The organism is Bradyrhizobium sacchari, from assembly GCF_002068095.1.
GTDB classification, from domain to species: domain Bacteria; phylum Pseudomonadota; class Alphaproteobacteria; order Rhizobiales; family Xanthobacteraceae; genus Bradyrhizobium; species Bradyrhizobium sacchari.
Genome location: NZ_LWIG01000013.1, coordinates 176401 through 191460, shown reverse-complemented (window position 1 = coordinate 191460; position 15060 = coordinate 176401). Strand labels below are relative to the sequence as shown.

Genomic DNA, 15060 nt, shown 5'->3' with positions numbered 1-15060 from the left:
GCGGTCGCGGGCGCGGCCGAGGAGCTGTCGGCTTCCGTCGAGGAGATCGGCCGCCAGGTGCGCCAGAGCGCCGGCGCGGTCGAGCAGACCGGCCAGCGCACCGAAAAATCGATCGCGGAGATCGAGAGCCTCGCCGCCGCCACTCAGCGCATCGACGGCGTGCTCAGCCTGATCCAGGCGATCGCCGAGCAGACCAATCTGCTCGCTCTCAACGCCACCATCGAGGCCGCACGCGCCGGCGATGCCGGACGCGGCTTTGCCGTCGTCGCGCACGAGGTGAAGGCGCTCGCCGGCCAGACCGCCAAGGCCACCGCCGACATCAGCGAAAACGTCGCGATGATCCAGGCCTCCACCCGCAACGCCGTCGACGCCGTGCGTGAGATCGGCGGCGCGGTGCGCGAGATCAACGAGGTCACCTCTGCCATTGCCGGTGCCGTCGGACAGCAGGACCAGGCCACGCGCGAGATCTCGTCCAACGCGCAGAGCGCCGCGCAAGGCAACGAGACGCTGGTCGCCAACATCACCTCCCTGCGCGATGCCATCGGCGAGACCGATACGGCGGCCGCGTCCGTGCTGACGGCGGCGAGCAGCGTCACCGAGACTGCGGAGACGCTGTCGCGGGAGGTGGAGACGTTCTTCCAGAACCTGCGCTCCGGGGCGGCCGACGGTCGCATCGCCAGAGCGGGATAGCGGCGCGGCCCGCGCTCACGCAAAAAGTGCGAAAACAACCCCATGCACAGTAGCCACGGTCAGCCAAATCAATGGCTTGGCTGCCGGCGCGACGCATTGCTGATTTTACGAATTCATTTTGACCCGTCGGGCAAAACACCGGCATAATATCATCATGGAAATGGGGCGCCTCCGCACCCTCCCCGCCCTGATGCGCCGAACAAAGTGGTCATCGCTCCGGCCTCGCTTGGGTCGACGAACCGATGAGCAGAACGCCGGCAAAGCCGCCGATCCTGACCGATGCCGGCAACGTTCAATAGGCCTCCCCCGCCATCACTCCGCCGTGCCTGATCAGCTCCTTGCCCAAGGCGGCGAGATGCACCTGGTCCGGGCCGTCGCCGATGCGGATGAAGCGGGCGTAGACATAGGCGCGGGCGAGGAACGTGTCCTGCGAGACGCCGGCGGCGCCGTGGATCTGGATGGCGCGGTCGATGACGCGGGCGGCCATGCTGGGCACCACGATCTTGGCTGCCGCGATCAGGTCGCGCGCGGCCTTGTTGCCTTCGCGGTCCATCTTGTCGGCGGCTTGCAGCGTAAACAGCCGCGCCTGTGCGATCTCGCAGAAGGAGTTCGCGATGTCCTCGCGCACCGAGCCCTGCTCGGCGAGCGGCTTGCCGAAGGCAACGCGCGAGACCGACCGCTGGCACATCAATTCCAGCGCGCGCTGGGCGCAGCCGATCAGGCGCATGCAATGGTGGATGCGGCCGGGGCCGAGCCGGCCCTGCGCGATCTCGAAGCCGCGGCCCTCGCCGAGCAGGATGTTCTCGGCGGGCACGCGGACGTTGTCATAGACGATCTCGGGATGGCCGACCGGGGCATCGTCATAGCCGTAGGTGAGCATGTCGCGGACGATGCGCACGCCTGGCGTCGCCTTCGGCACCAGGATCATGGATTGTTGGCGATGCCGGTCGGGATGGCCGGGCGCGGTCTTGCCCATCACGATCAGGATCTCACAATCCTCATTCATGGCGCCCGAGGTGAACCATTTGCGCCCGTTGATGACATAGCTGTCGCCGTCGCGCCTGATCTCGCACTGGATGTTGGTGGCATCGCTGGAGGCGACCTGCGGCTCGGTCATCGAGAAGCCGGAGCGGATGCGTCCCTCCAGCAGCGGTTTCAGCCAGCGCTCCTGCTGTGCCTTGGTGCCGTAGTTGGCGAGCACCTCCATGTTGCCGACATCGGGCGCCGAGCAGTTGAAGATTTCGGGCGCCCAGAGGATGCGGCCCATGATCTCCTTCACCGGCGCATATTCGAGATTGGTCAGGCCGGGGCCGTGCTCGCCTGACAGAAACAGGTTCCAGAGCCCCTGCTCCCGCGCCAGCCGCTTCAGGTCCTGGAGAATTTGCGGCGTCCTGTAGCGCGCGGCCTCGGACTTCACCTGCTCGTAATAGAGCTCCTCGACCGGCTCGACGTGGGTCCGCATGAACTGGCGGACGCGCTCCTGCAGCTCCAGCGAACGGGCGGAGTGTTGAAAGTCCATGGGGTCCTCCTTTTCGTGCTTGGGAAGGCGCGGACCGGAGGAGCGACAAGCTCCAACGGAACTATCAGACGTGCAACTCATTGAGCAGTTATTCGTATGAGGACCGCTCTGTGAACCACATCGCCGTCTTCTTGATCTTACTCCTTGGCGGCTCTGCGCCCGCCTTGGGCCAGAGTGCCGGTGGATCGAGCAGTAGCGGCTCCGCGTCGAGTGGAACTGCGGCCGCCGGGTCTACAGGCTATGCGGGCAGCACCTTATCGACCGGGCACACCATAAGCGGCACCGGAGGCTCCTCCGGTCCCAACCTCGGCAACGCGCTCAGCCACGCAGCAACCGGCGACGCGGATGCTTCCTCCGTTAGTCCGGCTCCAACTTCCCACGACAACGCGGTGGATACGCCGGCCGCCGAACGCGCCATAGAGAACTTGGGCAACACCGATATTGGCATTCTAAAGAAGAAGTAAGACCATGCTGCAAGTCGACCTCGGTCTTGGCGTCTCCCCGCTCAATGTGCAATCTTTACAGCATCACCACTGAGCAAGCCGCCAACCTCGCGCTCTTCCGCGTGGGCAATCGCTGTACGTCGGTAACTCGCAGCACATGCCCGGCGTCTTCCCGACTACCCAGCGCCCGTGAGCCGTAATATCGAGGCCCTATTGTGGGCGCTCATTCGAGATGCCGCGCACCGGCGCCGCCTCACGTCCCGCGCAAGAGCTCGCTGGCCACGATCCAGTCATTGCCGTCGAACTGGAGCATGTAGCCGTCCTTGATCGGGCGGAAATCCTGCGGCGTGGTGTTCAGCGTGATGCCGGGCATCAAGAGCGACAGCGGCACGTTCTTCAGGTTCGCCGCCTGCGCCATGATGTTCTCGCGCGTCAGATTGTCCTTGCACTGCTTGAGCAGCACCACCAAAGCTTCGGCGACGGTGTAGCCGTAGAGGCCGGCGACGTTGTTGATGTCGGCGTTGGGCAGGCGCTTCTTCATGAAGTCGATATAGGCCGTCATCGCCGGGTCGTCTTTCGGCACCTCGACGAATGGCTTCAGCGCGCCGAGCGACAGCACGCCCTTGCCGGCATCGAGGCCGGCCGGCACCATCACGGTGGCCTTGTTGGCGCAGCCCGAGGCAAGGAAGCGCGTCGGCTGCCAGCCGACCTCATGGGCTTTCCGGATCGCCTGCGCGCAGGCGCGCGGCGTCACCGAGTAGATCATGAAGACGTCGGCCTTGGTGCTCGCGAGCGTCAGCACCTGGGAATCGACGGTGGGATCGGCGACCTCGAAGCTGGAGGCCATCGCGATCGCCTTGTCGGCGTCGGCGCCGAGCGCTTCCCTGACGCCGCGCAGATATTCCTTGCCGGCGTCGTCGTTCTGGTAGAGCACCGCGAAGCGCGCATTCGGGTTCTTGGCGCGGGCATAGGCGATGTCGATCGCGGCCTCGCTGGTGTAGTTCGGCGCCCAGGGCAGCGCCATCGACCAGGGCATGTTGGCGGGATCGTTCCACTTCGAGGCCGAGCTGATCAAAAAGAGCTGCGGCACCTTGTTGCTGTTGAGATACTTTGCGATCGCCGAGCTCGGCGCGGTGCCCATGGTGGCGAAGATGAAGGCGACGCCCTCGCCTTCGACGAGGCGGCGCGCGGCCTCCATGGTCTTGGGCGGCGAGAAGGCGTCGTCCAGCGAGATCAAATTGAGCTTGCGGCCGCCAACGCCGCCCTTCTCGTTGATCTCGTCGAAATAGGCGGAGATCACCCTGCCGGTGATGCTGAGCGGCGAGGCCGGCCCGCTATAGGGCATGGTGTTGCCGATCTTGATCTCGGTGTCGCTGACGCCGGGACCATAGGATTTTTGTGCAGAAGCAGGCGTGGACAGGCAGGCGGCAGCCAAAGCTGCGGCCAGGGCCAAAGCGGCTCTCATGGCGTCTCCCCGATGATTATCGCCGCGCGACGAGGCGGCCCGCGCGGCGCGCTGCTTTTGTCAGCGCGCCAGATCAGCGAAGTTCGGCATGACGGTCTTGCGTCAAGTTGCTGGTGGGGCAGCCCGATTCGATGCTAGCGAAGTGTCTTGTGAGGACGCGAGATCAGGCCCGCGGCTTCCATGAATAACAACAAGGAGCCCCCATGAGCCAGACGCGACGTGTGCTCTCCGCGCAGATCGCCCACGAGACCAACACGTTCTCGATCGTCCCGACCACGCTCGACGATTATCGCAAGCGGCTGTTTCTCCTGGGAGCCGAGATCGCCCCCGCGCTCGGCGCCACCAGGATGGAGATCGCCGGGCATCTGGCTGCGGCCAAACGCTACGGCTGGACCCTGGTGCAGCCGATTGCAGCCTCGGCCACGCCGTCCGGCAAGGTGACGGCCGACTGCTGGGCCGAACTGCAACGCCTGGTCTACGAGGCCTGCGAGACGGGACCGCTCGACGGCGTCATCCTCGCATTGCACGGTGCGATGGTGACCGAGAACGACGACGATGCCGAGGGGGCGCTGCTCGAAGGATTGCGCAAGCGGCTCGGCGAGACGATCCCGATCGCGGTGACACTCGACCTGCATGCCAACGTCACTGAACGCATGGGCCGACTGGCCGACATCATGCTGCCCTACCGGACCTATCCGCATATCGACCAATACGAGACCGCACTCCGCGCGGCCAATCTGCTGCAATCGGCGATGGACGGCAAGATCCGTCCGAAGGTCGTCCACCTGCAAGGACCGCTGCTCGACGGATGCAATCACGGACGAACCCAGGGCGGCGTAATGAGCGATCTCCTGGCGCGCGCGGCGGACATGGAGGCACAAACGCCCGGCCTGTTGTCGGTCGACGTCTGCGCGGGCTTCAGCCGCTCGGACATTGCCGAGGTCGGCCCCAGCGTGCAGGTGACCTACGATGCCTCGCACAACGCCGCCGAGACGGCGGCGCGGCAGGCTGCGGCCGCGCTCTATGAGGAGATCTATCGTCGCCGCGCCGAGGTCACCGTCGCGACGCATGATTTGCCGACCGCGACCAGGCTAGCCGCGGAGGCCGCAGCCGATGTCGCCGATACCCGTCCCTTTGTCATTTCCGACTACAGCGACAACCCGGGTTCGGGCGCCTATGGCGACGGCGTCCGTCTGTTGGAGGCGCTGCTGAAGGCCAACGTCAAAGGTGTGCTCCTCGGCGTCCTCGGCGATCCCGAAGCCGCCGCCCGCTGTCATGCCGCGGGTCTCGGGGCCAGCCTCGACGTCGTTGTCGGCGCCAAGCGCGATCCCGCGAGCTACGGGCCGCCACTCACGCTGGCCGGACGCGTCGCCGCGCTGTCGGATGGTGCCTTCGTCTGCGAGGGACCGATGAATGCCGGTCAGCCCATGACGCTCGGCCCCTCCGCCCTGCTCGAGGTGAACGGCATCTCGATCGCCCTGTCGACCAACACGCTGCAAACCTATGATCAAGAAATGTTCCGAATTCTCGGCGCGGAGCCGGCGCGGTTTCGGGTCGTCGCGGTCAAGTCCGCCCATCACTTCCGCGCCGCTTTCGGGCCGATGGCCAAGGAGGTGATCCTGGCCGACAGCGGCGGCCTTGCCACGAATGACTACACCACCCTCACCTATCGCAGGGTTCGTCGCCCGATCTGGCCGCTCGACGAGATGCCGCTGGATTGATCTGCGAAAGCGCGATGAGGATCCATCGAAATCTGATCGCGCTTTAGAGCGAAGTGGATACCGGTTCGCGTCAAGAAAACGCGTCAGAACAAGAATCTAGAGCCCGTTCCGATTCCATCGGAACGGAAAGGCTCTAGCACTGCGCACTTCGCCGGAGGGTTCAGCCGCGCCGCTTCAGGCTGAAGCCGAGGCTGATCCAGCCCGCGCCCGCCATGATCAGGTCGATGCCGAGGAACAGGCCAAGGATGTAGACGCTATTCACCGGCCAGCGTGCCACGATCAGCAGACCAAGCAGCAGCGTGATGACGGCCGACAGCGCCACCCACACCCACGGGCTCTCGCGCTTCATGCTGAAGGCGAGAAACAGCCGGACGGCGCCCGAGGCGATCAGCGAGACGCCGAGAAACAGCGTCAGCAGGACGGCCGCGAACAGCGGATTCTCGAAGGTCAGGAAGCCCGCGATCACGTAGAGCACGCCGAGCAGCGCCCAGATCAGGAACTTGCCCCAGCTCTTCATCTGAAACGCGCCGATGATCTCCGTGACTCCGGCGACGATCATCATGGCGCCGACCACGATGACGCTCGCCACCGTCGCCATCACCATGCTGCCGAGCGCGACAAAGCCGGCAATGAGATAGACGACGCCGAGCGCAACGATCCAGCCCCATTTGGCATGCAGCGCCGTGATGCCGGAGCCGAGGCTTGGATGATGAGAGGTATCGGAAGCACTGGTCATGGCGGCCACTCCTGCATGCGGAGCCCGGGGGCACACGCCAGAATAGCACGCACCGTGCCGGGACGACAGCCAGCAGAGCACCCGTTACCGGCAGCAACATTGACGCAAATCAAGATCGAATGCGGCGCGTCAGCCGCGCGAGCGCTCAATCTCGAGCTCGGCCTTGAGATTGTCGAGATCGCGATAAATTGAAGCGACCGCAAGCACGCGCCCGCCCTTGCGGTACTTCAGCAGGCAGTCCTTGCCGGAAATGCTGCCGTCGATGGCCACGTCGTCGAAGCTCTCGGCATGACCGACATAGTTGATCGGGACGTCGTAATGCTGGGACCAGAAGAACGGCACGGCGTCGAAGCGTTCGCGCCTGCCGAGCATGTTGCGCGCCGCGGTCTGGCCCTGGCGCTCCGCCACCACCCAATGCTCGACGCGGATGGTGTGCCGCGTATGCGGATCAGGCCAGCGTGCGATGTCGCCTGCGGCGAAGATGCCGGCGACGCTGGTCTCGAGATATTCGGTCACGCTGACGCCGCGATCGGCGGCAAGGCCCGCCTGCTCGGCGAGCGCAAGGCGCGGCCTGACGCCGATGCCGACCACGACCAGGTCCGCCTCGATGGCGGCGCCGCTCTTCAGCATGGCGCGGGGGCCGTCGAGCCTCTCCACCGTGTCCTCGAGGTGGAAGTTGACGCCGTTCTCTTCATGCAGCGCGCGAATGAAGTCGCCCATCTCGGACCCGAGCACCTTCTGCATCGGTCGCGCCTCGGGCGCGACCACATGCACCTCGAGCTTGCGCGCCCGCAAGGACGCCGCAACTTCCAGGCCGATGAAGCTGGCACCGATCACCAGCGCGCGCTTCGCGCTGGCGGCGGCCTTGATGATGGCGCGGCTGTCGGCGACGGAGCGCAAGGTGTGGACGTGCGGCTGCTCCGCACCCGGGATCTGCAGCTTGACCGGTTCGGCGCCGGTCGCGAGCAGCAGCCGGTCGAACGGCAGGCTGTCGCCATTGCCGAGGGTCACGCGGCGTGCTCTTGGATCGATCGCCGCGACGTTCGTGTTGAGCCTGAGATCGATGCCGGCGTCCTGATAGTCGTCCTCGCCCCGCAGCGGCAGCCAATCCTCCGGCGCATCGCCGGCAAGGTAATCCTTGGAGAGATTCGGCCGGTCAACCGGCACCGCGCCGTCATTGCTCAGCATGGTGATGGTGCCGGCAAAGCCTTCGCGCCGGAGCGTCTCGGCCGCGGCGAAGCCGGCGGCACCGCCGCCGACGATGACGAATTTCTCGGGCGTCGGCGCATTGCGATAGGCTGCCGACCGCTTCGGCGACTCACGCTTGCGCTGAACCCGAATCCTGTCCCGATCCTGCGCGATCTCCCAGACCGCGAGCGCATTCAATGCCGGCGGACGGGTGGCCTCGCCTGTGCGCAAGGAGAAGCAGGCGTGATGCCAGGGACAGCGGATGGTGTCGTCCACGACCAGGCCTTCGGCGAGCGGACCGTGATAGTGGCTGCAGGCGGGCTCGATCGCGAAGATCTCGCCGCCGGCCTGCACCAGCAGCACGTCTTCACCCCCGACATGGCCGAGCAGCTTGCCGTCCTTGAAGTCGGCGAGCGTTACGCCCGCGGTCAGATCCGGCCCGCTCGGCTTCTTGTCCTCGCTCATGGTCACCTCCCGACAGCTTGACGCGCAACTCAGGAATTGGACGGCGGGACGAACGAAAAGTTCCCGCGATCGCGAAAATGAAAATCAGGACGCGGCTGCGCGCACATCCAGCACGGCCTGCGCCCATTCGGCGGGCCGCTCCTGCGGCAAATTATGGCCGGCACCCGCAAAGACGCGGTGCTCGAAGAAGCCCTCGAACTTGCGCGCATGGTGCGCGGTGCCGGGATTGACGCCGTCGCTGTCGCCGTCGATCGCGATGGTCGGGACACCGATCGCGGGTTGCGCGGCGAGCCTGGCTTCGATCGCGGCATAGGCGGGATCGCCTTCGACCAGCGCGTAGCGGTGGCGATAGGAGTGGATCACGACGTCGACGAAGTCGGGATTGTCGAAGGAGGCCGCGCTGTTCGCGAACGTCGCGTCGTCAAAGGCCCATGTCGGCGACCACATCGACCAGAGCTGGCGGGCGAAGCCGCGCCGGTTGCGCTCCAGCGCGCGGCGGCCGCGCTCGTTGTGGAATAGATATTGATACCAGAGCGCCGCTTCCTCCGGCGGCGAGGCGGGCTCCATGGAGCGGGCGATGTTCTGGATGTTGTAGGAATTGCCGGAGACGAGCCCGACGACGCGCTCGGGATACAATGCCGAAACCACGCAGGCCGCGCGTCCGCCCCAATCGTAGCCGCCGACGACCGCACGCGCGATGCCGAGCGCATCCATGAAGGCGAGCAGATCGGCGCCCAGTGCCGCCTGCTCACCGGAGCGCAGCGTTGCAGGGGAGCGAAACCGCGTCGGCCCATAGCCGCGCAGCCAGGGCACCAGCACCCGCGCGCCAGCTTGCGCGATGATCGGCGCGGCCTCGGCATAGGCGTTCACGTCGTAGGGAAAGCCGTGGCCCATGATGCAGGGCCAGCCATTGGGCGCGCCGTAGTCGCGATAGGCGATGTCGAGGACATCCGTGGTGATGGTTTTTTGTTGCATGTATTTCTCACGGAAACGCGATCGTAGCCCGGATGGAGCGCAGCGCAATCGGGGTTCACGGATACAGGCCTCCCCGCATTCCGCTTCGCTCCACGCGAGCTACAAGACCTTACTTCTGCGGCCCCGACAGCGAGATGTCGCGTTCGGCGCGGAACACATTGCTGTAGAGATTGGCGATCCACTGCCGGCCGATCTCGGTCTTGTTGAGATAGCCGATCTCGGTCTGGATATGCGGTGCGACACTGTTCCAGTAGAATTGTGGATAGCGGTTCACAATGTCGGCGGGCGAGTCGTAGCCGAGCTGCCGGTTCATGCCCACTTCCTCGAACTCGTAATAGAGCGCATTGGCCTTGCGCAGATAGTTGGGATCGCCGAGCTGGCCGATGAAATCGGCCGCGCGCAGGATCGAAGCTTCCTCGTCATATTCCTGCCCCTCACGGGCCGGGAAGCGCGTTCCCTCGATGGCGCGGACAATGCGCTCAGAGTCGAGACCGCGGATCGGCGGCAGCCGCCGCCGCACAAACAGTTGCGAGCGATCGACGTGATACATCATCAGACTGGCATCCGAAGCGCCGCGCGGCAGCGACACCTTGGTCCCGGCATCGTCGATGATGAAACCATCGTCGTCATCCTCCGGAAACAGGCCGCGGACGTAGCCGATGTCGTGCGCAAGGCAGGCGATCAGGACATGAACGTAGTCCTCCGCCTCCAGGTGAGTGTGAAGGTACCGCCCGCTGAGGATGGAATGGCCCGCCAAAGTCACCAGCATCGTATGCTCGATGTTGTGGTAGAGCGCATCACTGTTGCCGATGCATTCCATGGTGGTGCGGGTGGCGCTCTCGATGACGTTCGCCGACTCTTCGCCGTACCTGCGACGCATGAACGAGCCCAGCAACTTCTCCAGGGATTCAGCCGCCAGTCTCGGTAACGTCATCATGGATGCAGCCCCGCTTGTCGGTGGTGTCCCACGCCAGCTCCCGACGTTATTGTCCTCGACGCGCCGCCAGCATAGCCCATCTTAGGCCGGGTGACCAAATCCCGGACCGCAAATACGTAAATTATGTTTCTCTTGTGCCCCGCAAGATCGCGGTTGCGGTCGCGACGCGATACAGCCGGGCCGATCAATCCGGGCTGCAGCGGAAGGCGGAAAATCAAATTCGCTTTATCGGACGCGGACAACAGGCCGGCGCAATGGTCCGCGGCCCGCCGCATGCGCCTGCATCGTCTTCGCGGCCGGGACGATGGAATCCGCCATCACTCCACCAGCAACACGTCGACCGCGACGCCGAGCTTCTGCTTCGGCGAGCCGACGATGATGCCGTCGACCGGCGAGACGTCGGAGAAGTCGCGTGCCACCGCGAGCACGATATGGTCGTTCGCGACCAGAAGATCGTTGGTCGGATCGAAATCGACCCAGCCCAGCTCCGCCCCGCACCACAGGGACACCCAGGCATGGGTCGCGTCGGCGCCTTGCAGGCGCGGCTGGCCCGGCGGCGGAATGGTGCGCAGATAGCCGCTGACATAGGCCGCTGGCAGACCGAGCCCGCGCAGCCCTGCGATCATCACATGGGCAAAATCCTGGCAGACGCCGTGGCGCTTGTCGAAGACCTCGTTCAGCGGCGTCGAGATCACCGTGGCCTTGGGGTCGTAACGAAACTGGTTGCGAATGCGATGCATGAGATCGACCGCGCCTTTGAGGATACCCTCGCCGGGCGGAAAGCTCTCCGCCGCATAGGCGCTGACCGGGCGCAGCACCGGCACCAGCGGACTGGCAAAGACATAGCCGACCGGCGAAGACGGCCCGAGGCTGGTCGCCTCGAAGGCGATGTCGCGGATGCTCTCCCAGGGCGGACTGACGGCGTCGCGCGCCGGCGGCTGGCGCAAGACGGAGACGCGCGAGCGCGAGTCGATGCGCAAGTTTCGATGCGCGGTCTCGATCACCACGCTCTCGGTCAGCGTGCCAAAGAAATCGCGGCGGACGTTGCGCTCGGAGGAGCGCGGACGGATCTCGACCTGATGCGAGATCAGCTCCTGGCCGTTGCCGCTTTTCGGCTCCAGCCGCAGCGTGCAGCGGGCGAAGCTGACCGGACTTTCGTATTCATAGGTCGTGACGTGACGGATGTCGTAGATCACGCCAGCCCCGTCAGCTTTTCCGGCCGGCTGGCGTTCGGGCCGTGCGGGAAATAGTGCAGCCCGACCGCCTCGGCGAGGCCGAGCAGATCCTGCTCCAGCGCGAACAGCGTCTTGACCTCGAGCTTCTCGGCTTCGGTTGTTGCCAGCATCGCCTGCACCGCCACCGCAAGGCGCTGCGGCTTCTCGATCAAGCCGTGCTCCTTCAGGCTCGGCAGCGCTGCGATGTGCTCGTTCAAGGTCGCCACCTGGAACGCCACCGAGCGCGGATTGTAGCCGTCGAGCACCGCGAGGTCGCGCACGGGCGCCAGGATTGGCGCAAGCAAATAGCGCGAACGGTAGGTGATCTGGGAATCCACCAGCGTCAGCAGGATGTCGAGATCCTCGTCGCCGGCCTCGTCATATGCAAATTGACGAGCAAAGCGCGTGGTGTTGATGGCGCGCTCGGTGCGGCGGCCGATGTCGAGGAAGCGCCAGCCGGCGGCGCGGTTCATGTTCTCCTGCGCGAGGCCCGCGAAGCTCGCAAGCTCCTGCAGGGTCAGCTCGGCCGCGCTCAGCACGCTGTCGTCGTCCTCGACCTCGTACGCGAGGCGCTCGGCCATCTCGGTGATGACCTGCCAGGCGTCCGGCGACAGCCGTTCGCGCAAGGACGTCGCCGTGCGCTGCGCCGCGCGCACCAGCGACAGCGCCGAGCCGAAGCGCTCCGCGCTCTGCAGCGCCTCGGCGGCGATGCGCCCTGGCGCCGCGCGCGAGGTCTGCGAGATCGCGCCCCAGGCCACCAGCAGGCGCTGGATGCGCTCGGACGATTGCAGCGAGGCCGCGGTGCCCTTGTTGGGCCCGCTCGGCGAGCCCAGCGCGCGCACGAGGCGCAGCGTCGCCTCGGCGCGCTCGAGATAGCGGCCGAGCCAGAACAGATTGTCGGCGGCGCGGCTCGGCAGCACGCCGGCGATGCGGCGGATGCGGACCTTGTCGGTCGCGGGCAGAAGCGTCGCGGTCGAGACCTGCTTGTCGGAGACCACCCAGACGTCGGCGGCGCGGGCGCCGTCGCCCATCGACACCGCGCGGGCGTCCGGCTGCTCGGCGATCCGGCAGAAGCCGCCGGGCATGATCGCCCAGCCGTCGGGCGTCGCCGCCGCGAACACGCGCAGCACGAAGGGACGCGGGGTCAGCTGGCCCTGCTCCCACACCGGCATGGTCGAGAGCCGGACCACCTCCTGGCCGACATAGTCCATGCCGCGCGCGGCGATGCCGTCGATCAGGCGTTGTCGGCCATTTGCGTCGAGCTCGCTCGCGAGCACCGGGCCGCTGGAATCGAAGCCGGGCACGCCGCGCCGGTAGGCGCCTTCGATCGCGACCTCGTCGAGCCGCGACAGCACTTCATCACGGGCGCTGCGCTGGCCGCACCACCAGGTCGCGATGTGCGGCATCTTCAGCTCTTCACCGAGCAGGCGCCGGCTCAGCGCCGGCAGGAAGCCGAGCAGCGCCCGCGCCTCCAAGACGCCCGAGCCCGGCATGTTGGCGACGACGACGCCGTCCTTGCGCAGCACGTCGATCAGGCCGGGCACCCCCAGCCGCGAGGACGCGTCGAGCTCGAGCGGATCGAGCGAGTTGGAATCGACACGGCGCAGCAGCACATCGAGCCGCTTGAGGCCGGCGACGGTGCGGATGTGGACGCGGTTGTCGCTGACGGCGAGATCGTCGCCCTCGACCAGCAGGAAGCCGAGGTAGCGCGCCAGCGTCGCGTGCTCGAAATAAGTTTCGCTGAAGCTGCCGGGGGTGAGCACGCCGATCCGCGGCTCGTCGCGATCGGCGCGCGCGCGAAGCGAATCTCGAAAGGCCTCGAAGAACGGCGCGACGCGCGGCACGTTCATCGACTTGTAGAGATCGGAGAAGGCGCGCGAGAGCACCAGGCGGTTTTCCAGCGCGTAGCCTGCGCCAGACGGCGCCTGGGTGCGGTCGCCGAGCACCCACCAGCGGCCGTCCGGACCGCGGCCGACGTCTGCGGCATAGAGCGAGAGATAGCGCCCGCCCGGCGGCGGCACGCCGCAGACGGGGCGCAGATATTCGGGGCTGCCGGCGATCGCGGCCGCGGGCAGCGCGCCTTCGGCGACCAGCCGGCCCTCGCCATAGATGTCGCGCAGCACGAGCTCGAGCAGCTCGGCACGCTGGGTGATGCCGGCGCAAAGCTGCTTCCAGTCGGCCTCGTCGATCAGCAGCGGCAGGTGGCTGAGGGACCAGGGCCGGTCGGCGCTGTCGCCGGGGGCGCGGTAGGTGACGCCGGCCTCGCGGAGGTGGCGGTCGGCCATGCCGAAGCGCCGCTCGATCTCGTCGGGCGCGAGCGCGCCGAAGGCATCGAAGAACCGGCTCCAGACCGCGCGCGGGGCGCCGTCGGGCCCCAGGAACTCGTCGGGGATGCCGGGCAGGCGGCTATAGTCGCGGACCCATTGCGCAACGCGGCTCCGGGCCGATGCGCTGCCCGCCTGGTCGTTGTCTTCGGCTGCGCCCTCGCCCATGGGCCATTATCTCCCCTACCCTCATACTCATTGCAGGAGCGGGGTCCGCAAGTCGAGGGTCAGCGGAAATTCATTTGTGCGTTCCTCGGGCGGCGGCTGCATCGGACCCGGGGTGTGGCCGTGGTCCTGGAAGCGCGCCAGCCGCCGCGCCTCGGCCTCGTAGGTGTTGACCGGCTTGGTGTCGTAGTTGCGCCCGCCGGGATGGGCGACATGATAGACGCAGCCGCCAAGCGAGCGGCCGTTCCAGGTGTCGATCAGATCAAAGGTCAGGGGCGCGTGGACCGGGATGGTCGGGTGCAGGCCGGAGGCCGGCTGCCAGGCCTTGAAGCGGACGCCGGCGACGGCCTCCGCCGAGCGGCCGGTCGAGGTCATCGGCAGGCGGCGGCCGTTGCAGGTGACGATGTGGCGGCCCTCGACAAAGCCCTCTGCCTTGACCTGAAGCCGCTCGACCGAGCTATCGACATAGCGCACCGTGCCGCCGGCGGAGCCCTCCTCGCCGAGCACGTGCCAAGGCTCCAGCGCCTGGCGAAGCTCCAGCGTCACGCCACCATGATGGACGCGGCCGAAGGCGGGGAAGCGGAATTCGAGCTGCGCCAGATACCATTCCGGCTCGAACGGATAGCCGAACTGCTTGAGCTCGGAGAGCACGTCCAAGAAATCTTCCCAGATGAAATGCGGCAGCATGAAGCGGTCGTGCAGCGCGGTGCCCCAGCGCACGAACTTGCCCAGTTGCGGCTCGCGCCAGAACTTTGCGATCAGCGCGCGGATCAGGAGCTGCTGCGCCAGCGACATGCGCGGATCCGGCGGCATTTCGAGCGCGCGGAATTCGACGAGGCCGAGCCGCCCCGTCGGCCCTTCCGGCGAATAGAGCTTGTCGATGCAGATCTCGGCGCGGTGGGTGTTGCCGGTGATGTCGACGAGCAGGTGCCGGAACAACCGGTCCACCAGCCAGAGCGGCGTCTGATAGCCCGGCGGCGGCACGTGCGAAAGCGCGATCTCGAGCTCGTAGATGCTGTCGTGGCGCGCCTCGTCGATGCGCGGCGCCTGGCTGGTCGGGCCGATGAAGAGGCCGGAGAAGAAGTAGGACAGCGAGGGATGCCGCTGCCAGTACAAGACCAGACTCTTCAAGAGATCGGGCCGGCGCAGGAACGGCGAGTCCTGCGGGCTCGAGCCGCCGACCACGACATGGTTGCCGCCGCCGGTGCCGGTGTGGCG

The 15060-nt window shown here is 66.5% G+C and carries 11 protein-coding genes and 2 pseudogenes; 4 read left to right on the top strand and 9 right to left on the bottom strand.

Annotated elements, in window-relative coordinates; translation table 11 throughout:
* A partial coding sequence (locus A5906_RS44560) for a methyl-accepting chemotaxis protein (protein ID WP_245326772.1) occupies positions 1-690 on the top strand: 690 nt, incomplete at its 5' end.
* Positions 691-982: 292 nt separating this feature from the next.
* Here the strand turns inward: A5906_RS44560 and A5906_RS17985 are convergent.
* On the bottom strand, positions 983-2209 hold the full coding sequence (locus A5906_RS17985) for an acyl-CoA dehydrogenase family protein (protein ID WP_080136719.1): 1227 nt from the start codon (positions 2207-2209) through the stop codon (positions 983-985).
* A 110-nt stretch (positions 2210-2319) separates the two neighbouring features.
* Between A5906_RS17985 and A5906_RS17980 the strand changes: the two genes are divergently transcribed.
* Both A5906_RS17980 and A5906_RS46400 read left to right on the top strand, forming a co-directional pair.
* Positions 2320-2673: a hypothetical protein gene (locus tag A5906_RS17980; RefSeq protein ID WP_080136718.1), complete on the top strand. Its 354-nt coding sequence runs from the start codon at positions 2320-2322 to the stop codon at positions 2671-2673.
* A gap of 44 nt (positions 2674-2717) precedes the next feature.
* Positions 2718-2853 (top strand): annotated as a pseudogene (locus tag A5906_RS46400) (SOS response-associated peptidase); the annotation flags it as partial.
* Between the two features lie 52 nt (positions 2854-2905).
* Here A5906_RS46400 and A5906_RS17975 read toward each other — a convergent pair.
* Positions 2906-4117, bottom strand: a complete 1212-nt coding sequence (locus A5906_RS17975) for an ABC transporter substrate-binding protein (protein WP_080136717.1) — start codon at positions 4115-4117, stop codon at positions 2906-2908.
* A 203-nt stretch (positions 4118-4320) separates the two neighbouring features.
* Here A5906_RS17975 and A5906_RS17970 point away from each other — a divergent pair, with 203 nt between their 5' ends.
* Complete coding sequence (locus A5906_RS17970; protein ID WP_080136716.1) at positions 4321-5838, top strand: M81 family metallopeptidase; 1518 nt, start codon at positions 4321-4323, stop codon at positions 5836-5838.
* Between the two features lie 160 nt (positions 5839-5998).
* Here the strand turns inward: A5906_RS17970 and A5906_RS17965 are convergent, their stop codons facing one another.
* The 7 genes and pseudogenes from A5906_RS17965 to A5906_RS44555 form a co-directional block, all read right to left on the bottom strand.
* The gene (locus A5906_RS17965) at positions 5999-6574 is read right to left on the bottom strand and encodes an HdeD family acid-resistance protein (RefSeq protein WP_080136875.1); all 576 of its coding nucleotides are present in this window, start codon (positions 6572-6574) and stop codon (positions 5999-6001) included.
* Between the two features lie 129 nt (positions 6575-6703).
* Entirely contained in the window at positions 6704-8227 is a 1524-nt protein-coding gene (locus tag A5906_RS17960) for an FAD-dependent oxidoreductase (RefSeq protein WP_080136715.1), read from the bottom strand.
* Positions 8228-8311: 84 nt separating this feature from the next.
* Positions 8312-9202, bottom strand: coding sequence for an alpha/beta fold hydrolase (locus A5906_RS17955; protein ID WP_080136714.1), 891 nt, complete (start codon positions 9200-9202; stop codon positions 8312-8314).
* Between the two features lie 109 nt (positions 9203-9311).
* The gene (locus tag A5906_RS17950) at positions 9312-10139 is read right to left on the bottom strand and encodes a metal-dependent phosphohydrolase (RefSeq protein ID WP_080136713.1); all 828 of its coding nucleotides are present in this window, start codon (positions 10137-10139) and stop codon (positions 9312-9314) included.
* Between the two features lie 317 nt (positions 10140-10456).
* Positions 10457-11335 carry a transglutaminase family protein gene (locus tag A5906_RS17945; RefSeq protein WP_080136712.1) on the bottom strand — a complete coding sequence of 293 codons (879 nt, stop codon included), beginning with the start codon at positions 11333-11335 and terminating at the stop codon, positions 10457-10459.
* Entirely contained in the window at positions 11332-13845 is a 2514-nt protein-coding gene (locus tag A5906_RS17940) for a circularly permuted type 2 ATP-grasp protein (protein WP_080136711.1), read from the bottom strand. The genes A5906_RS17945 and A5906_RS17940 overlap by 4 nt, the downstream gene beginning before the upstream one ends.
* 27 nt (positions 13846-13872) lie before the next feature.
* Positions 13873-15060 (bottom strand): annotated as a pseudogene (locus tag A5906_RS44555) (transglutaminase family protein); the annotation flags it as partial.